The organism is Sphingobium psychrophilum (assembly GCF_012927105.1).
GTDB classification, from domain to species: domain Bacteria; phylum Pseudomonadota; class Alphaproteobacteria; order Sphingomonadales; family Sphingomonadaceae; genus Sphingobium; species Sphingobium psychrophilum.
This window is the reverse complement of record NZ_JABBFV010000005.1, coordinates 75,388-92,299: the sequence shown is the minus strand read 5'-3', so window position 1 is coordinate 92,299 and position 16,912 is coordinate 75,388. Positions and strand designations below refer to the sequence as shown.

The following is a 16,912-nucleotide window of genomic DNA, read 5'->3' as shown; positions in this document are numbered from 1 at the left end:
ACATCATGCCTGATTGAGAACCCGCGGCCCCGCAGCAAGCACCGCCGCATCGACTTTGTCCTCGAACTGCCTGAAGTTCTCAGCGAACTGCATCGCAAGGTTCAAAGCAGCCTGATCATAGGCATCCTTGTCTGCCCAGGTCCCGCGCGGCTCGAGAATATCACCGCTGATCCCCGGCGCTGTCACAGGAACCTCGAACCCGAATGTCGTATCCCTGGTGAAGATGATCCCTTCGAAACTGCCATTAAGTGCGGCGTTCAGCAGAGCGCGGGTAACCTTGATCGGCATGCGCTTACCGACGCCGTATTTGCCGCCCGTCCAGCCGGTGTTGACCAGCCAGCAGGTAACCCTGCCCCTGGCGATCCGCTCTTTCAGCAGATTGCCGTAGACGCTCGGGTGACGCGGCATGAACGGCGCGCCGAAGCAGGTCGAGAAGGTCGCCGTCGGCTCTGTTACGCCAATCTCCGTGCCGGCGACACGCGCAGTATAGCCCGAGAGGAAATGGTACATCGCCTGTTCTGGCGTGAGCTTCGCAATCGGCGGCAGCACGCCATAGGCATCGGCAGTCAGGAAAATGATGTTCTTCGGCACCGGCCCCAGATTATCGACGCTCGCATTGGGGATGAAGTCGATCGGGTAGGAACCGCGGCTGTTCTCGGCCAGGCTGTTGTCGTCGAGATCGATCTCGCGCGTCTCCCGGTCGATCACCACATTCTCCAGCACCGTGCCAAAGCGCCTGGTGGTCGCATGGATCTCTGGTTCGGCCTCGGCCGACAGGTTGATCATCTTGGCGTAGCAGCCGCCTTCGAAATTGAAGACCGCCGTGTCTGACCAGCCATGCTCGTCATCGCCGATCAGCGTCCGGCTGGCATCGGCCGAGAGCGTGGTCTTCCCAGTGCCGGAGAGGCCGAAGAAGACCGCCGTGTCACCCTTGGGGCCAATATTGGCCGAGCAGTGCATCGGCATGATGCCCTTGGCCGGCAGCAGATAGTTGAGGATCGAGAACACCGACTTTTTCATCTCGCCGGCATAGGCCGTGCCGCCGATGAGGATCAGCTTCTCGGTGAAGTTGACCGCGATCACCGTCTCCGAGCGGCAGCCATGACGGGCCGGGTCTGCCGGGAAGCTCGGCAGGTCGATGATCGTGTACTCCGCGATAAACCCTTCAAGCTCCGTTGGGCTTGGACGAACGAGCAGGGTCTTGACGAACAGGCTATGCCAGGCGAGCTCTGTATAGATCCGCACATTGACGCGATGATCAGCCTGTGACCCGCCGAAAAGATCCTGGACGAAGACCGTCTTCTTCGCGCCCAGCGCGGCAAGAAAATCCTCTTTCAGTGCCGCGAAATGCTCGGGCGTCATGGGCACGTTCGTCGGGCCCCACCAGACCGTATTTTCGGTCTCGGCGTCCTTGACGATGAACTTGTCCCTGGCCGAGCGGCCGGTGTGCTTGCCGGTCGCGACGACCAGGGCACCGTCCCTCGACATCACCCCCTCGCCGTTCTGGATTGCCTTTTCCACCAGTTCGGCCGTCCCGAGATTGCGATGGAGTTGCGTCCCGTCCTTGACCGCCAGTTCCGGGCTCTGGATCGGGAAGGCCGTCATTTTCGCATCTCCTAAGCTTCATTCTCACGCGCCACCAATGGCCATATCCGCCATATCATACCATATCGCTGATTGTTAAGATTGCTATTTGATGTTTTATCCATCATGAGGGGCCATGATCACGTCACAGCAGATGCGCGCAGCGCGCGCCCTTCTCGGTATCGACCAACGCCAGCTTGCCGAGCTGGCGAAACTGTCACTGCCGACCATCCAGCGCATGGAAGCATCGGACGGGCAGGTGCGAGGCGTGGTGGACACGCTGGTCAAGGTGATCTCAGCACTCGAGAGCGCCGGAATTGAACTGATCGGGGAGAACGCGCCGAGCGTTGGCGTCGGCCGCGGAGTGCGGTTGAAGGAGACCCTTACAGGGCGTTCGCTAAAACGCGTGCCGTCGATGCTGTTCGACCAGATCGAAGCGTCGCTGGGCAGTGGCGATGCTGCATGACGCGCCGTGGACGGCCGTCAAGCAACTGCTGAGCACCGGCTCGGACAATCGATACCAGCCTGATCGTTTAGGGATGGATGTGGCAGGCCGTGCCGCTGTCCAAGACCAGCGGTGTGACAACTCGCCCGTCAAACGGGCGCGCGGCTTGCCGGCAACGTCAAGACGTCGGTTCGGATCTGAACTCTGCCCAAGCCTGAAGGCGCCCATCGTGAATGTGAAAAGCGCGCCGTCACACGACCCAACTGGCCCCGCCTGGAGATTGCCACGATGACCGATACGAACGACGACTATGTGTATGACGAAGCAACAGGGGAATGGATCAGCGCTGCGGAAGCGGCCACCAAGAACGCAGCAGAGGAAACGGTTGAGGTGCGGGATTCGGTCGGCAATCTCCTGGCCGATGGCGACAGCGTGACCTTGATAAAGGATCTCACGGTCAAGGGCGCCAACCAGACTTTGCGGCGCGGCACAGTGATCAAATCGATCCGGTTGACGGGCGATGCCCAGGAGATCGACTGCCGCTACGAAGGGATCAAGGGCCTGGTACTCCGCGCGGAGTTCGTCAGGAAGCGCTGAGCACATCAAGACGAAAGAAAGGACGCTATTTCAATACGCGACGAGGAAGACTGTTGGAAACCGTCACGATCATCCTGCTCCTCCTGCTCGCCGTCATCCTGAGCGGCATTCTGTCCCGCATGCTGCCCCTGCCGCTCCCGCGCCCACTGTTCCAGATAGCGCTTGGGGCGTTGATCGGGCTCGGCGCCGATTGGCGGGTAACGCTGGACCCGGAGATATTCTTCCTCCTCTTCCTGCCGCCTTTGCTCTTTCTCGATGGCTGGCGGATCCCGCGCGAGGAACTGTTCAAGGACGGCAAGACCGTCGTCGAACTGGCCCTCGGCCTGGTGATAGTCACCGTGATCGGCATGGGCCTCTTCATCCACTGGATGATCCCGGCCGTGCCGCTCGCCGTGGCCTTTGCCCTGGCAGCGGTCCTCTCGCCGACCGATCCCATCGCCGTATCCGCCATCGCGCAGCGGGCGCCAATCCCCAAGCGGATGATGCACATATTGGAGGGCGAATCGCTGCTGAACGATGCCTCTGGTCTTGTTTGCCTGCGTTTTGCGATCGCGGCTGCGCTGACCGGTGCCTTCTCGGTCCATGAGGCGGCACTCAGCTTCCTCTGGGTGGCCCTTGGCGGCATCGCCGTCGGTGCCGGCCTTACCTGGTCCGTTTCGCGTATGAAAAGCTGGGTCTCTCGCCGCTACGGCGAAGAAGGCGGCACCCAGATCCTGATCAGCCTGCTCATCCCCTTTGGCTCCTATCTGGTCGCCGAGCATCTGCACTGCTCGGGCATCCTCGCCGCCGTCGCCGCCGGTCTCACCATGGGTTTCGTCGAAACGAGCGGAGAGCTTCTGGCCACCACCCGGATCCGGCGGAGCACGGTGTGGGACGTCATTCAGTTCACGGCGAACGGGGTCATCTTCGTCCTGCTCGGCGAGCAGTTGCCCGCCATCCTCGCCGGCGCGGCAGGAACCGTTCGTATGACCGGACATCAAGAGCCGTGGTGGCTGGCGATCTATGTCATCGCCATCAATATCGGCCTTGCGGCCTTGCGCTTCCTGTGGGTCTGGCTCTCCTTCCGCCTGACCCTCTTTCGCCGGGGTGATTGGCGCTCGACGCCCAATTGGCGGATCGTTGCCGCGATGTCGTTCGCCGGTGTGCGCGGCGCCATCACCCTGGCGGGTGTCCTGACCCTTCCGCTTGCGCTGAACGATGGTTCGCCGTTTCCGGCAAGGGATCTCGCGATCTTCCTTGCGATGGGCGTCATCATCGTTTCGTTGATCGTTGCCAGTTTCGCCCTGCCCTGGCTGCTCACCGGACTGGAGATGCCGGCGGAACATGATCATCAGGCAGAGGAAGACGCCGCCCGGATCAAGGCGGCCGAGGCAGCGATCGCCGAGATCGAGAAAGTCCAGCACGGCCTTGCGGTAGGAAAGAGCGATGCGGATATCTATGTCGCCGCCGCCGCCCGTATCATGGATATTTACCGGCATAGAATCGAGAGCCAGACCAGAAATGCTGAAGGCAACGCTCTGGGGCGGCAATCCGAAGCGATTGAAAGGAACCTCCGCCTGGCTGCGCTCAAGGCCGAGCGAACCCAGATCTTCCGAATGGTTCGCAAGCGCGAACTGGGCAGCGAACCTGCGCGCAGGCTCATCCGGGAGATCGACCTCATGGAAGCGCGCTATGCGGTCGCGAGCCAGGCAGGCGCGTAAATCATGTGGAATGGAACAATGAGAAAGATCGGCAAGCTGTGTCGCCTGAAAGGCCAACTCATCCGCTGCGGCCGCGGAATGTGTCTGCGACACGAGGCCGATGGAGCTTTATGGCCGCTCAATATGGAGGACAATGTTCCCGAATTGCTGGGTCGGCCTGTCTGCGTGGAGGGTATCCTGTCGGCGACCGAAACCCTGGACGTCTACTGGATTGGGGAATTGGCGGGGTCTGACCCCACCTGACGGCCCACAATTCAGGCGGTGTAGAAACTCGCGATGAAGCCGCGCGGGAGAACGACATTCAAGGCGCAGAAGGCCGTGTCAGCTTGCTCCGGCCAGCTTCCCAGCACCAAAGGCGTTCACGGCGTGCAGGATGTTGAAGGCGAGGACCGATAGCGCCGCTTCCGCCTTCACCTTACCTTAGCCCTCGGATCAGGAACCTGCCGCCGCCGGACATTCCTTTGATCGTCCCGAACGGATGTTCGACGGTGTATCGTCTGATCCTCATCAGACCCGAATCGGCATTAATTCGCCTTTCCAGCCGATCGAGGGCTCCTTGGTCGATCAGCCGATGGATGGTCCGCTGGGCACCGGGCGTGCATTGCGCTTTCAGCCGACAGTCCTTGCAGGCGGACGTTCGATAGCGGATCGCACGGTTGCGCGCATGCGCGCCCGAGGGGGCGCAGGTCTTGGCCGGCCGGACAGGGATCGTGTCACTCTCCTCGTTGTGGTGAAACTGCGTCGGTCGAAAGTGCTCGCTGTCATCGCCCCTCGCTTGACGGGCGTGGACACCATGGCTGGAAGCCCAATTTGTGGAGATGCTTGTTCAGATAACGGCTGATGACGTCATCGGTGATGTTGCCGGATGTGGTGGAGAAGTATCCGCGCTGCCAGAAGCGTTGGCCCCAATAGCGCTTGCGGATGTGCTCGAACTCCTGCTGTATCTTGAGCACGAAGACGCTGACCGAGACGTGGGGCGGGATTTCGACAAACATATGGACATGATCACGCGACACGACACCGTTGACGATCGTCACGCCCTTCTCGTCGCAGACCTGCCGGATGATCTCACGAACCCGCAGCCGGACTTCGCCATGCAGCACCTTGAACCGATATTTCGGTGCCCAGACGTGATGGTAGCGATGGTGAAATGTCGTGTGACAACCGGTCGAATAGCCCATAGCTGGCAACGATCGCAAGCGCGCCAAGCCTCAGAGCAGATCCAGCTGCTGGATAACAGCGGGGAGCCGGGTCGGCGCTTCGATCCTCAGTTGCTTGTTGACGTTCATACGCCCGAAAACGACCGTGATGGCAGATACAGGCACGCCGAATTCGCCAGCGAGAAACCGCACCATATGGTCTGTTGCCCGTCCAAGCTTCGGCGCTGCCGTGACACTGACCTTCAACTGATGGCCTTTGATCTTGCCGATGACGTCGCCACGCGCGCTGGGTTTGCCCAGGATGTTGAGGACGAGCGTCGTGTCTTCCCACCAGTAAAAGCCGTTGGCCGGTCTTTCTGCGGGCGGCTGGGGCGCTGGTTTTTTCATGGCTCACACATTGAGCGTGACATGGTCTGAAACCTCTCAACGCCGCGGGTTGATGCTACAAAGCAGTATACACATGTTTCATGCATGAGAGAAAAGGTATAAATTATCTCCGGGGCCGCCTTTCGGCCGAAGTACGTATGTCGAATGAGGGTGCTTTTCAGACGCTTAGGGTGCCCGCCAGCACCGCCATCGTCACCAAGTCGGCAGCGGTGGACGTCATCGCCGCGACTTGAACCGGCTTTTCCATGCCCACCAGGAAGGGACCAAGAACGGCGACGCCGCCAAGTTCCCGAACAAGATTGGCCGAAATATTGGCAGACTGTAACCCGGGCATGATCAGGACGTTCGCCGGCCCGGTCAGGCGGCTGAACGGATAATGGCGTTTGAGCGCACTGTTGAGCGCCACGTCCGGCGACATCTCGCCCTCATATTCAAAGTCGACCTTGCGAGTATCGAGCAAGGCAACGGCATCACGCGAGGGCTTGAGCCACTCGCCTGGCGGATTGCCGAAATTTGAATAGGAAAGGAAAGCAACCCTCGGCGCGTGGCCCATGCGACGGGCAATGGAGGCCATCTGCTCGGCGATATCGGCGAGGTCCGAGGGCGCTGGCCGCTCGTTCACGGTCGTATCGGCCACAAACACCGTGCTGCTGCGCCCGACGATGATGTGGAAGCCGAAGGGAAGGCGACCCTTTTGCGAATCGAGCACCAGTTTGACCTGCTCGAGCGTCTGACCGAACGGACGTGTCACCCCGGTGATCATGGCTTCCCCGTGTCCCATGTCGAGGAGCAGGGCACCGAACACGTTCCGATCCTGGTTCACCATCCGCAAACAATCGCGGTAGAGATACCCCTGCCGTTGCAAGCGCTCGTAGAGCCGGTCGGCCATATCCGGGATGAGGGGGGATATCCGCGCATTGTGGATTTCAAACCCTTCGGCCTCGGCACCTAGCGCTTTCAAACCTTCAGTGACGCGCTCGGTGTGACCGACCAGAATTGGGCTGCCATAGCCTTCTTCCCGATAGGCGATCGCGGCGCGCAAAACGGTTTCCTGTTCGGCCTCGGCGAAAATCATTCGTTTTGGCCGCGCGCGCGCACCGTCGTAGGCCGACGCAAGCACCGCCGTGGTAGCATTGAGCCGCGCCCTGAGCGCGCTGCGATAGGCTGCCTCATCGGCGATGGGCAACCGCGCCACGCCGGTCGTCATGGCAGCGCGGGCCACGGCCATCGGCACGGTTTCGATCAGACGCGGATCGAAGGGGGCCGGAATGATGTAATCCGGGCCGAAGCGGCTCGCCTTTCCACCGTAAGCGGCCGCGACTTCCTCCGGAACGCGCTGCCGGGCCAGTTCGGCGATCGCGTGGGCTGCGGCGACCTTCATTTCCTCATTGACGGTCGTTGCCCTGACGTCGAGCGCACCGCGGAAGATGTAGGGGAAGCCAAGGACATTGTTGATCTGATTGGCGTAGTCGGACCTGCCGGTCGCGACGATCGCATCGGGCCGGATCGCTTTGACGACCTCCGGCTGGATCTCGGGATTGGGATTCGCCAGCGCGAAGATAATCGGCCTGGGTGCCATCGAGTCTACCATCTCGGCTGAAACAGCGCCTTCGACAGACAATCCGAGGAAGACATCGGCACCGCGCATTGCGTCGGCGAGCGTTCGCGCCTCCGTATCCACCGCATGGGCCGACTTCCACTGGTTGATGCCCTCGGTCCGGCCTTGATAGATTACGCCCTTGGAATCGCACAGGATGACCTGGTTGCCCGGAATGCCGATCGACTTTGCAAGAGCGGTACAGGCGATCGCCGCCGCGCCCGCGCCGTTCACGACCATCCTGACATCTTTCATCTCCCGGCCGGTCAGGTACAGCGCGTTGATCAAGCCTGCGGCCATGATCACGGCGGTTCCATGCTGGTCGTCATGGAAGACCGGGATGTTCATCCGATCGCGCAGCGCCTGTTCGATGATGAAGCACTCGGGCGCCTTGATATCTTCCAGATTGATGCCGCCGAACGAGGGCTCCATCAAGGCGACGGCGGCGATGAACGCCTCCGGGTCTTCGGTGTCCAACTCCAAATCGATCGAGTCGACGTCGGCGAAGCGCTTGAACAGGACCGCCTTGCCTTCCATCACCGGCTTTGACGCCAGCGCCCCAAGATTGCCCAGCCCCAGGATCGCTGTGCCATTGGTGATCACCGCGACCAGATTGCCTTTGATCGTATAGTCGTAGGCGCGCGCTGGATCGGCGGCGATGGCGTGAACCGGGACGGCCACACCCGGCGAATAGGCGAGCGACAGGTCACGCTGCGTGGCCATCGGCTTGGACGCGAGGATCTCGATCTTGCCTGGCCGACCTTCGGAATGAAACAGCAAGGCTTCCCGGTCCGAAGACCGAAGTTCGTCTGGCACGGGCATTGGAATATCCGATTCATCAATTGCTTGCGGCGCGGGGTGCCACGAGGAAGGGGCTGGGCGATCTGCAGTCGCGCATTATTGATGTCTCATGCATCAAAATGCATCTTTAACGGTGGATAACGATGCGCTATATATGATCCTTTAGAAAAGGTGCCGCAAGGTTTTTCCGCCAAGATGGTTTCGAGAGGTCGCACGATGGAAGGCACATGCCGAAGGGGAGCGCTGGTGTCATTCCCCTGCGGCACAGTCGCTCGCAGCCGGTCAAAGCTGCCGTGATCGCGTACCAGTGGTGGCACGGCATGGGTGGGTTCGCGAGCCGCGACACGACAGCGAAGAACGCGGATCAACCCTGATGGCGTCGGTACTGCAAATACGTCGCCTCGGTTCTGCCGAGGTCAAAGCCGCTGTTGCATTGTGGTGGGTGACCGACCTGCTCAAGCCTTGGAACGATCCAAAAGCCGATGCCGAACGGGCCCTCGCGACGCCGACCTCGACTATTTTGGCGGGCTTCCTGAACGACCAGCTCGTCGCTACGGGAGTGGTCGGTTCCGACGGCCACAGGGGGTGGGTTTACTATCTCGCCGTGTCTCCTGGCCGCCAACGCTGTGGCTTTGGTCGGCAGATGAATGGCTGCCTGCGAGGCATGGATCGAGGACCTGGGCATCGCGAAGATCCAGCTCACGGTCCGCTCCGAGGACCATGACATTGCGAAGTTCTAACGGCGGATCGGCTACGACGTGGGCGAACAAATTTTCTTCTCGAAACGCCTTGGCCAGGACGATCCGGAAGAATGAAGCCCCGCACACGATCACGACCGGCAACCTAGCCGAGCACAACACAATGAGCAGGAATCAGACTATGGGTATCGCCTACATCATCGACACAGTCCGCACACCACGCGGGATCGGCAAGCCCGGCAAAGGCGCCCTGGCGCACCTTCATCCGCAGCATCTCGGCGCGACCGTCTTGAAGGCTCTGGCGGAACGCAACGATCTCGCGACATCCGAAGTCGACGACGTCATCTTTTCGACAAGTACCCAGAAGGGCAAGCAGGGAAGCGACATCGGCCGCATGTCCGCATTGCTGGCAAATTATGACCCCAGGTCGAGTGGCATGACCCTCGACCGGTTCTGCGGCGGCGGGATCACCAGCGTCAATCTGGCTGCGGGCCAGATCATTTCGAGCCTGGCCGACTGCGTGGTCGCGGGCGGCGTCGAGATGATGTCATACCATGCCCAACTCGCCGCCGAGGACGCCGCGAACGGCGTGAAGGCGCTGGGTGTCGGGACAGGAAATCCGGCGCTGCAGGCAATCCATCCCCAATCTCACCAAGGGGTGTGCGCCGACGCCATTGCAGCGATGGAGGGCATCTCGCGAGAGACCGTCGATGCGCTTGGGCTCGAAAGCCAGCGCCGCGCCGATATCGCCATCCGGGAAGGTCGCTTCGCTCGAAGCCTTGTCCCCGTGTTGAACGAGGACGGCAGCATCGCGCTTGACCGCGACGAGTTTCCACGGCCTGAAACGACTGCCGCCATTCTGGCAAATCTGAAACCGAGTTTCGACGGCATTGCCGACCATGCCCCGTATGAGGACGGTGTCACCTTCCGGCAGATGATCAACCAGAAATATCCTGGCCTAAAGTGGCAGGGCATTCACCATGCCGGCAACAGCTCCGGTGTCGTCGATGGCGCCTCGGCCATTCTCCTGGCCTCCCCCGACTGTGCCGCTCGCAACGGCTGGAAACCCCGCGCCCGGGTGGTGATGGCCGCCAATATGGGGGACTGCCCGACTCTCATGCTGAACGCTCCGGTCCCGGCCGCCAGGCGCGTTCTCGAGAAGGCCCGCCTGCGGATCGAGGACATCGATCTTTGGGAGATCAATGAAGCCTTCGCCGTGGTCGCTGAAAAATTCATGCGCGATCTCGGGCTGGATCGCGACAAGGTGAACGTGAACGGCGGCGCCTGCGCGCTCGGTCATCCGATCGGAGCGACAGGCCCCATGCTGATTGGCACGCTTCTCGACGAGCTCGAGCGACGGGACCTCAAGCGCGGTCTGGTCACAATGTGCGCCGCGGGGGGAATGGCGCCAGCAATCATCATCGAGCGGATCTGACACCAGACCGCGACGACCTCTGAGCCATGGAAGTCTAAATGATTATATTCGTCATTATCGTGATCAGTGTGATCCTTATGGCCATTTTCATGGCGACCACCATCATGGGGGGCCGCTTCCATGACGAGCAAAAGGCAATACGGGAGCGGGCTGAAGAAGCGGAGCGTCTGAAGATGTCCAACGACCTGGACAAGAAACCATGATGTTGGCCGCGCTGGCCGCTCCATCGAAGGGCGCTATCGCGCCTGAGCGTGGGCGTGGGCGTGCCAGATGAGTCATCCGCGCCTTGTCAGTATTCCAACCGCTGATCATCATGATGCGCTCGGCTTTGCGTTGAGCCTCGAAATGGTTCGGGCGGCACTTTGCATGAAGACGGGTGAGCGATTGCGGCTCCACCTGTCCGACGAAGTGCTGATCTGGGGTCCGCGCGATGCACTGACCTATAGCCGCCGCGAGCGCAGCGGCCAGGTTGTTTCCATCGCACTCGACGGCGGATGCGCCCGCAGGGCGTTCGCGCAGCTTGTCCAAGATGGAGGAGAACAGCATTGAGCAGCGGTGAGGACGATAGTCCCGGCTCGGCCGATGGCCCGAAGGCGGACGCGCACGGAGGCTTGTCATCGCCTGGTCCCGCTGCGCCGCATCCGCCGGCCGGGGCCCGCCGATTGGCGACGCTGCCCCTTGTCAGCAGTGGCATCGGGTCTGCGGCAATCGTAGCGGCTCTGCTTTACGCCGGCCTTCGGAAAAAGGGACCGCCGGGCTCGAAATAGCCGAGCCCTGTCGCCGATCGGCACGCGGCGGTCGGCACATTCTTATTGAAACGGATGACTATGAACACGGCACAGCTTTTTGCAGACGACGATGAGTTTCTCGAATGGACCAAGGATCATCCGGAAGCCTATGTCATCAATTTCCGGGCCAATCGCAGCGCCGACTATATCGTGTTGCACCGCGCGAGCTGCCGCACGATCACCGTCAGTACCCAGGCATCCGGGTCGCTCACGGCGGGCGCCTACCGTAAGGCTGGTAGCCCCGACCCGAAGGTCTTCGATTCCTGGATCCCGAAGAACATCGCTGGTGGTCAGTGCGTTTCAGATGAGTGCATTATCTGTAAGCCGCGAAAATAGCGCCTGCGCCCTCGCGCTGCCGCCCCGTGTCGCCGGCGATATGGGGACAGCATTGAGCTAATGCTTCCTGGCGATTTTCAGTTGTCGAAATATACGTTTCCCCACCGCCGGAAGAAATCGGGCGCAGCTTTGTCTGAACAGAGGGATCACCTCCTCCATCTGCGTTTTCGTCAGGATAAGACCTGAGCCTTTTCGGGCTATCACCGTCTGGTTGGCACTTCCGATCGAAGGCACCAAAATCAACTTTCCCGAAAAGATGTCTTTGACAAGCGCGGCATGACGAAAATGCCCGGGATCGTCACCCCATAGATTGACGACCAACAGGCCATCGGGTGCCAACCGCTCAAAGCAGTGCCGATAAAATTCAGGACTACATAACTGAGGCGGCTGCCCGCGCGCGTCAAAGCCATCGACCAGCAGCACGTCGGGCCGGCTCGGCGACGCGTGGACATGGGTCGCCCCATCGCCACACAGGATGCGGAAGCGCTCGCTTTCGGCCGGAATGGAGAAGTGGTCGCGCAACGCGATCACGTCTGCGTCCAGTTCCACCACCGTGATATCCGCGCCGGGCAGAACGTGGTGGCAAAACTTGGCAAGGGATCCACCACCGAGCCCGATCATTTCGATGACACACGGTGCCGGATTGAAGAAGAGAAATCCCATCATCGCCTTGGTGTAATCGATCGATAGCTTCAACGGGTTGGCAACGCTCATCCCGCTCTGCACGCATCCCCAATCGAAATGCAGCGAGCGGTAGTCGCCGATCTCCGACACAAAGGGCTTGCCCGAAGACGGGTCACCGATCGTAGCGCGACCTGGCCAGGCTCCCAGCCGCTGCAGTGTCTGAATATGCGAGGCCAGATTGACGTCTGCAATCCAATCCGACGCGTCATGGCGCAGGGCAGACCAGCCACTGAACAGCTTGCCTGCGACACCCGGAGTCTCAGCGTCCGACAAGACCGAGCCCCTCTACAACCAGCGGACCGCTGGACCGGCGGATGGACGTGGCCATGTGACGCAACCCGGCTGGCGCTTTTTCGGCGATCGTCGCGTGACAGCGGCCTTGCTGCCCAATGCGGGAGCACATCGTCTCATTGAGAGTAAGGCGCCTTCGGACGATGACGCTCACGCCGAGGTCGACTCGTGCCCGAGGCGGTACGACGCGCCATGGCCACTCTGGAGGTAGTCCGCCGATGCCATTTCGTTGAGCCGCGAGATGGTGCGCTCGAACTCGAATGCGTCATCCGTGTCGGCATAAAGATGCTTGGGTTCTGCGTCAGCCGCAGCCAGAAGCTTGACGCCGTGTTCATAAAGGGTGTCGATCAGGATCTTGAACCGGGCGGCTTCCGACCGCCGATCGGCTCCCAATACCGGTATCCCGACCAGGATGAGGGTATGATAGCGGCGGGCAAGCGCGAGATAGTCCGGCACGCCCCGCGCTTCGCCGCACAGACGGCGAAACGAGAACACCGCCACACCTTTCAACGATTTTGGCACGAACATCGTGCGTCCGCCCTGCACAGCCAGATCTTCGGCAGGGACATGTTCTCGGTCTTCCACCGGAAAGTCGGTCAATCGGAAGAAGGCGCGGCTCAGCGCTTCAGTCGAGGGCGAACCATTGGGCGCATACCATGTCTGGAAACCACCCAGTCGCTGCAGGCGATAGTCGGTCGGACCGTCCAGCGTCAGGACGTCGAGCCGGTCCTTGAGCATTGCGATGAAGGGGAGAAAGTGCTCACGGTTGAGGCCATTTTTGTAGAGGTCGTCCGGCGCGCGATTGGACGTCGCGACGACAGTGACGTCGCGGGACATCAAACGCATGAACAACCGTGACAAGATCATTGCATCGGCGGAGTTGGTGACGATCATCTCGTCGAACGCGAGTAGCCCGGCCTCTTGCGCGATTGCGTCTGCCACCGGGATTATGGGATCAGCCACCTCACGCGAGCGTTCAACGCGCAGGCGATCGTGGACGTCCTGCATGAACGCGTGAAAATGGACGCGACGCTTTTCCCGGATCGGGATGACGTCGTAAACCATGTCCATCATCATGGACTTGCCGCGTCCGACCCCGCCCCACAGATACACGCCGCGAACCACCACCGGCTTGCGCTTGACGAACCGCGACAAGAGCGACGGCCGACCTGCTTCATGGTCGAATGCCGATACGAGTTCACCGAGTCTCTCGGCAACACGCCGCTGGGCCGCATCAGGGCTCAGCTCGCCCCTAGCGATTGCGGCATCGTACCGAACAATCATTGCATTATCGACCAACTTTCAATGCTCCATAAATCTTCAAAGCCTGCGCCGTCGCTCGGTGCGGCGGCGCCTCCGCATCGAGACGCTGACACTATATGTGAACGATCGATCCCCTCGCGACGCGGCGGAACCCGGTTCGTTCGCGAAACTCCTGCGCAGCGGTTCTGCGCCACATCCGTGCGCCGCCATTGAGGCACGCCTGATATCCAAGGCTCGCGCGCTCGACGCCTGCGGCGGCAATTGCGGCCCGCCATGCGCGGTCATCGGTGACCGGGCCTTCCAGCGAGAAGGTAGCTTGAGCGGCATCAAAAACGATAAGGAGGAACGGGGTTTCGGGCGGCTCGATCATCGGCGGCTCACATAGTGGCAGGACGACACACCGGGGAGGGGCCGCGCCCGCGCTTTGCGACAGGCTTGTCGATCAAGGTCGACTTGGGTCGCAATCCTACGGCCGACCGCAGACAAGAACCCATCGTGATGCGGTGCAAGAGCCGCCAGGGCCGTTTCCAACTGGTTCGGCGACAAATCGAGGCTAGCATCCTTGCGAGCAATCGCGGCGCGGTTGCCGCCGCCCTCGGTCTCCACCACGATGGTGTTACCGAAGAAAACCCGACGGATGCGATCGGAATAGACCTCATGGTCGCCCCAAAGGTTGGCGATCAATATGCCCGCGGGCGCCATCCGATCGTAGCAGGCGCGGTAAAAGTCCTGTGAGCATAATTGGGGCGGCTGGCCGTCTCTGTCGAACCCATCGATGAGAATAACCTCTGGGCTTCCGGCGGCCCGCGCCACGAAGTCGGCGCCGTCATCACAATCGACACGAAAGCGCGGTCCATCAGGAGGTATGAGAAACGCATCCCGAAGGGCGATAACATCGGCATCGATCTCGGCGACGGCGATGTGGGCGCTCGGTATTTTGTGGTAGCAGTATTTGGCCAGTGAGCCGCCGCCGAGACCGATCATTTCGATCGATCGAGGTGACGGGTTGAAGATGAGGAAGCCCATCATCATTCGCGTGTAATCGAACTGCAGCACGAGCGGATCGTTCAGGCTCATGCCGCTCTGAATGCTCGACCAGTCGAAATGCAAGGATCGAACATCGCCGGTCTGACAGACATAGGGGCTCCCGGGCCTGGTCGGTAGAGAAGTAACGGGGCGGGGCCAAAACCCCAGTCTCTGCAGCATGCTGATGCTGTCAGGATCGAGCCCAAAGTCGCCCGCAAGCGCCTCAGCGTCGCGATGCGCCCATACCAACTCATCCATCATCGCGCGCTGCGGCTCGGTCATAGAAGCTGCAGGGCAATCGTCGTGGCCTCGCCGCCGCCGGTGCACAGGTTTGCGCCGCGCTTGCGATCACCACGGCGCTCGAGCGCTGCTTTCACGGCGACGACTCCGAGCTGCGTCGATGTCGCCCCGGATAGAGCACCCTGAAACGGGCCCATGGGGGTACGAGCATAGCTGGCGATAACGACGGGATCGGTCATTGGTTGTCCTTGTTTGCGCCAAACTGACACCCTTGCGGCTATCGGCATGGTGCCGTCCGCGATGCGCTTACGCTTGTGCGGAGTTTCAAAATGTCGCTTGCCGAAGACCGAGGCAGGGCTCGGCGGCAACGATGAATGCCGGTGTCTTTCTGAGCCGCCGCCTTCCGTACCTCTTGCATGATGTTTAGTATATCAATATACAGAGTTATAGCATGGAAACGATGTATGGGATAGCAGGTGTCTATCACAGAATTTTGCCGGCTTTGGTTTGGGAATGGAGCGATCCCTGCGAACGGGGGAGCAAGCTACGTTCGGTGCTTGCCGTTGTGGCCATGCCTGAGGCCAGCCGCGACGGCGGGAGATATGCGGCACGAGCTGTTCGATGTGTCCCGCCGGCCCGCTCGCGGCTTGAACGGTGGCTGCAGCTGCTTCGCGCATTGGCCGATTCAGGTTTTCGGACTGGCAGGTTTCCGGCGCGCGCTCTGCGATAGCCGCCGCTCATGACGCAGCATCCGATCGCTCGCTTTGCGCGCGCGACACGCGATGTGCAGCGGAAAGCCAGAATGTTTCTACACACCCTGAATAGCATTGCCCCCGAAAATTCCGGCTCCTTCTACCCCTTTCCGCCACCGGGTCGGGATGAACCCATCACTTGGCAGATGCGCTTTGCCAGCGCTTCAAACGGAACGGAATGAAGCTGTGCCAGTCGGCGGGCGGTTGTTCGAAGCCTGTCTGGCGACGCCGGAAATTGTGCGGCCTTGCGGGCAAAGACCGCTCTGTTCGCGCGGCATTCGGTCGGCACCGCGAGGACATTTTTCCCGAAGCTTCGACGGACAAGAGCAATGGGCCAGTGATAACGGGCCTCCTGATCCTCGCAGAGATTGACCACGAGCAGCCCGCCAGGCTTCAGTCGATTGTAGCAGTCGTCATAGAAGCGTGCCGAGCAGAGTTGGGGCGGCTGTCCGTCCCCGTCGAAGCCATCGACAAGGATGACGTCAGGCCGTGATGGATCGCTGCGGACATGATCTGCCCCATCGGCACACACTACCCTGAACCGATCATCGTCATCGGGAATCTCGAAGCTGGCCCTCAGCCCGATGACATCGGGATCGATTTCGATGGCGGTAATCCGGCTCTCCGGCAGTCGGGAATAGCAATATTTCGCCAGGGAACCACCGCCGAGCCCGATCATCTCGATCTCGGTGGGCGCCTCGTTGAAGAGGAGAAATCCCATCATCATTTGCGTATAGTCGAAGATCAGCCTTGAGGGATCGCTGATCCGCATCCCGCTCTGGACGATGGTCCAGTTGAACAACAGGGTGCGCATATCTCCCAGGTCAAAGATCAGCGGCCCATTCGATCCGATCGGCGCTGCCAAAGCGATGTTTATTTCGGAGGGGGGTTGTTCATAGCCTTCGTCATCGAACGCCGCATAGAGATCGTCCTCATGTCCACCCCCACCGCAGTCGAAGTCCGCGATGGCGTCGAGGACGCGCACGACGTCGTCCTTGTAGACGTCCGTCCGATCGAGGTCGAAATCCTGATCGGAACGGTCAGGCACGCCCTTTCTCCGCCAGCCGGCTCGCCAACACGCGACGGTTGTGCAAATGAGATAGCATCGGCCTTCGTAAGAACGACCAC

General features: G+C 60.9%; 19 protein-coding genes and 1 pseudogene. 9 read left to right on the top strand and 11 right to left on the bottom strand.

Going from position 1 to position 16,912, the window contains the following annotated elements:
• Positions 1-3: 3 nt before the first annotated feature.
• Positions 4-1,605 carry a phosphoenolpyruvate carboxykinase gene (locus HHL08_RS08735; protein WP_048576301.1) on the bottom strand — a complete coding sequence of 534 codons (1,602 nt, stop codon included), beginning with the start codon at positions 1,603-1,605 and terminating at the stop codon, positions 4-6.
• Positions 1,606-1,720: 115 nt separating this feature from the next.
• On the opposite strand from HHL08_RS08735, the gene HHL08_RS08730 reads away from it, so the two are divergent.
• From HHL08_RS08730 to HHL08_RS25560, 4 genes are all read left to right on the top strand, one after another.
• Complete coding sequence (locus tag HHL08_RS08730) at positions 1,721-2,050, top strand: helix-turn-helix domain-containing protein (protein WP_048576300.1); 330 nt, start codon at positions 1,721-1,723, stop codon at positions 2,048-2,050.
• 267 nt (positions 2,051-2,317) lie between these two features.
• Positions 2,318-2,626, top strand: coding sequence for an alkylphosphonate utilization protein (locus HHL08_RS08725; protein ID WP_169572427.1), 309 nt, complete (start codon positions 2,318-2,320; stop codon positions 2,624-2,626).
• A 53-nt stretch (positions 2,627-2,679) separates the two neighbouring features.
• Positions 2,680-4,326 carry a Na+/H+ antiporter gene (locus HHL08_RS08720; protein WP_048576298.1) on the top strand — a complete coding sequence of 549 codons (1,647 nt, stop codon included), beginning with the start codon at positions 2,680-2,682 and terminating at the stop codon, positions 4,324-4,326.
• A gap of 3 nt (positions 4,327-4,329) precedes the next feature.
• On the top strand, positions 4,330-4,569 hold the full coding sequence (locus tag HHL08_RS25560; RefSeq protein WP_328804612.1) for a DUF5818 domain-containing protein: 240 nt from the start codon (positions 4,330-4,332) through the stop codon (positions 4,567-4,569).
• A 172-nt stretch (positions 4,570-4,741) separates the two neighbouring features.
• On the opposite strand, the gene HHL08_RS26270 is transcribed toward HHL08_RS25560, so the two are convergent.
• The 4 genes from HHL08_RS26270 to HHL08_RS08700 form a co-directional block, all read right to left on the bottom strand.
• On the bottom strand, positions 4,742-5,035 hold the full coding sequence (locus HHL08_RS26270; protein WP_456242930.1) for a transposase: 294 nt from the start codon (positions 5,033-5,035) through the stop codon (positions 4,742-4,744).
• A 52-nt stretch (positions 5,036-5,087) separates the two neighbouring features.
• On the bottom strand, positions 5,088-5,507 hold the full coding sequence (tnpA, locus tag HHL08_RS08710; RefSeq protein ID WP_206377786.1) for an IS200/IS605 family transposase: 420 nt from the start codon (positions 5,505-5,507) through the stop codon (positions 5,088-5,090).
• A gap of 30 nt (positions 5,508-5,537) precedes the next feature.
• The gene (locus tag HHL08_RS08705; protein ID WP_048576294.1) at positions 5,538-5,873 is read right to left on the bottom strand and encodes a DUF167 domain-containing protein; all 336 of its coding nucleotides are present in this window, start codon (positions 5,871-5,873) and stop codon (positions 5,538-5,540) included.
• A 157-nt stretch (positions 5,874-6,030) separates the two neighbouring features.
• Complete coding sequence (locus HHL08_RS08700) at positions 6,031-8,286, bottom strand: NADP-dependent malic enzyme (protein ID WP_408021763.1); 2,256 nt, start codon at positions 8,284-8,286, stop codon at positions 6,031-6,033.
• A 358-nt stretch (positions 8,287-8,644) separates the two neighbouring features.
• Here HHL08_RS08700 and HHL08_RS26265 point away from each other — a divergent pair, with 358 nt between their 5' ends.
• The 5 genes from HHL08_RS26265 to HHL08_RS08675 all read left to right on the top strand — a co-directional run bounded on the left by HHL08_RS26265 (position 8,645) and on the right by HHL08_RS08675 (position 11,528).
• Positions 8,645-8,995, top strand: coding sequence for a GNAT family N-acetyltransferase (locus HHL08_RS26265; RefSeq protein ID WP_408021762.1), 351 nt, complete (start codon positions 8,645-8,647; stop codon positions 8,993-8,995).
• Between the two features lie 155 nt (positions 8,996-9,150).
• On the top strand, positions 9,151-10,404 hold the full coding sequence (locus HHL08_RS08690; RefSeq protein ID WP_169572423.1) for an acetyl-CoA C-acetyltransferase: 1,254 nt from the start codon (positions 9,151-9,153) through the stop codon (positions 10,402-10,404).
• A 38-nt stretch (positions 10,405-10,442) separates the two neighbouring features.
• Positions 10,443-10,607 (top strand): hypothetical protein, encoded by a 165-nt coding sequence (locus HHL08_RS08685; RefSeq protein WP_158501009.1) that lies wholly within the window; start codon positions 10,443-10,445, stop codon positions 10,605-10,607.
• A gap of 163 nt (positions 10,608-10,770) precedes the next feature.
• Positions 10,771-10,953 carry a hypothetical protein gene (locus HHL08_RS08680; protein WP_169572421.1) on the top strand — a complete coding sequence of 61 codons (183 nt, stop codon included), beginning with the start codon at positions 10,771-10,773 and terminating at the stop codon, positions 10,951-10,953.
• A gap of 278 nt (positions 10,954-11,231) precedes the next feature.
• Positions 11,232-11,528 (top strand): hypothetical protein, encoded by a 297-nt coding sequence (locus HHL08_RS08675; protein WP_169572419.1) that lies wholly within the window; start codon positions 11,232-11,234, stop codon positions 11,526-11,528.
• A 57-nt stretch (positions 11,529-11,585) separates the two neighbouring features.
• Here HHL08_RS08675 and HHL08_RS08670 read toward each other — a convergent pair whose 3' ends face one another.
• The 6 genes and pseudogenes from HHL08_RS08670 to HHL08_RS08645 form a co-directional block, all read right to left on the bottom strand.
• The gene (locus tag HHL08_RS08670; protein WP_235954990.1) at positions 11,586-12,485 is read right to left on the bottom strand and encodes a spermine/spermidine synthase domain-containing protein; all 900 of its coding nucleotides are present in this window, start codon (positions 12,483-12,485) and stop codon (positions 11,586-11,588) included.
• A gap of 168 nt (positions 12,486-12,653) precedes the next feature.
• Positions 12,654-13,787, bottom strand: coding sequence for a cell division protein ZapE (gene zapE, locus HHL08_RS08665; RefSeq protein ID WP_169572645.1), 1,134 nt, complete (start codon positions 13,785-13,787; stop codon positions 12,654-12,656).
• Positions 13,788-13,878: 91 nt separating this feature from the next.
• On the bottom strand, positions 13,879-14,136 hold the full coding sequence (locus tag HHL08_RS08660; protein WP_048577799.1) for a hypothetical protein: 258 nt from the start codon (positions 14,134-14,136) through the stop codon (positions 13,879-13,881).
• A complete protein-coding gene (locus HHL08_RS08655) occupies positions 14,133-15,074 on the bottom strand; it encodes a spermine/spermidine synthase domain-containing protein (protein WP_053085678.1) in 942 nt (313 codons plus the stop codon). Before HHL08_RS08655 ends, HHL08_RS08660 begins: the two co-directional genes overlap by 4 nt.
• 68 nt (positions 15,075-15,142) lie before the next feature.
• A pseudogene (locus HHL08_RS08650) lies at positions 15,143-15,271 on the bottom strand (acetyl-CoA C-acetyltransferase); the annotation flags it as partial.
• A gap of 613 nt (positions 15,272-15,884) precedes the next feature.
• Positions 15,885-16,832: a fused MFS/spermidine synthase gene (locus HHL08_RS08645; RefSeq protein ID WP_328804607.1), complete on the bottom strand. Its 948-nt coding sequence runs from the start codon at positions 16,830-16,832 to the stop codon at positions 15,885-15,887.
• Positions 16,833-16,912: the final 80 nt, after the last annotated feature.

Coding starts and splice junctions, on each gene's coding strand:
- tnpA (WP_206377786.1), bottom strand. CDS start 5,507: ATGGGCTATTCGACCGGTTGTCACACGACATTTCACCATCGCTACCAT.
- HHL08_RS08725 (WP_169572427.1), top strand. CDS start 2,318: ATGACCGATACGAACGACGACTATGTGTATGACGAAGCAACAGGGGAA.
- HHL08_RS08705 (WP_048576294.1), bottom strand. CDS start 5,873: ATGAAAAAACCAGCGCCCCAGCCGCCCGCAGAAAGACCGGCCAACGGC.
- HHL08_RS26265 (WP_408021762.1), top strand. CDS start 8,645: ATGGCGTCGGTACTGCAAATACGTCGCCTCGGTTCTGCCGAGGTCAAA.
- HHL08_RS08655 (WP_053085678.1), bottom strand. CDS start 15,074: ATGACCGAGCCGCAGCGCGCGATGATGGATGAGTTGGTATGGGCGCAT.
- HHL08_RS08675 (WP_169572419.1), top strand. CDS start 11,232: ATGAACACGGCACAGCTTTTTGCAGACGACGATGAGTTTCTCGAATGG.
- HHL08_RS08660 (WP_048577799.1), bottom strand. CDS start 14,136: ATGATCGAGCCGCCCGAAACCCCGTTCCTCCTTATCGTTTTTGATGCC.
- zapE (WP_169572645.1), bottom strand. CDS start 13,787: ATGATTGTTCGGTACGATGCCGCAATCGCTAGGGGCGAGCTGAGCCCT.
- HHL08_RS08690 (WP_169572423.1), top strand. CDS start 9,151: ATGGGTATCGCCTACATCATCGACACAGTCCGCACACCACGCGGGATC.
- HHL08_RS08685 (WP_158501009.1), top strand. CDS start 10,443: ATGATTATATTCGTCATTATCGTGATCAGTGTGATCCTTATGGCCATT.
- HHL08_RS25560 (WP_328804612.1), top strand. CDS start 4,330: ATGTGGAATGGAACAATGAGAAAGATCGGCAAGCTGTGTCGCCTGAAA.
- HHL08_RS08680 (WP_169572421.1), top strand. CDS start 10,771: ATGAAGACGGGTGAGCGATTGCGGCTCCACCTGTCCGACGAAGTGCTG.
- HHL08_RS08735 (WP_048576301.1), bottom strand. CDS start 1,605: ATGACGGCCTTCCCGATCCAGAGCCCGGAACTGGCGGTCAAGGACGGG.
- HHL08_RS08730 (WP_048576300.1), top strand. CDS start 1,721: ATGATCACGTCACAGCAGATGCGCGCAGCGCGCGCCCTTCTCGGTATC.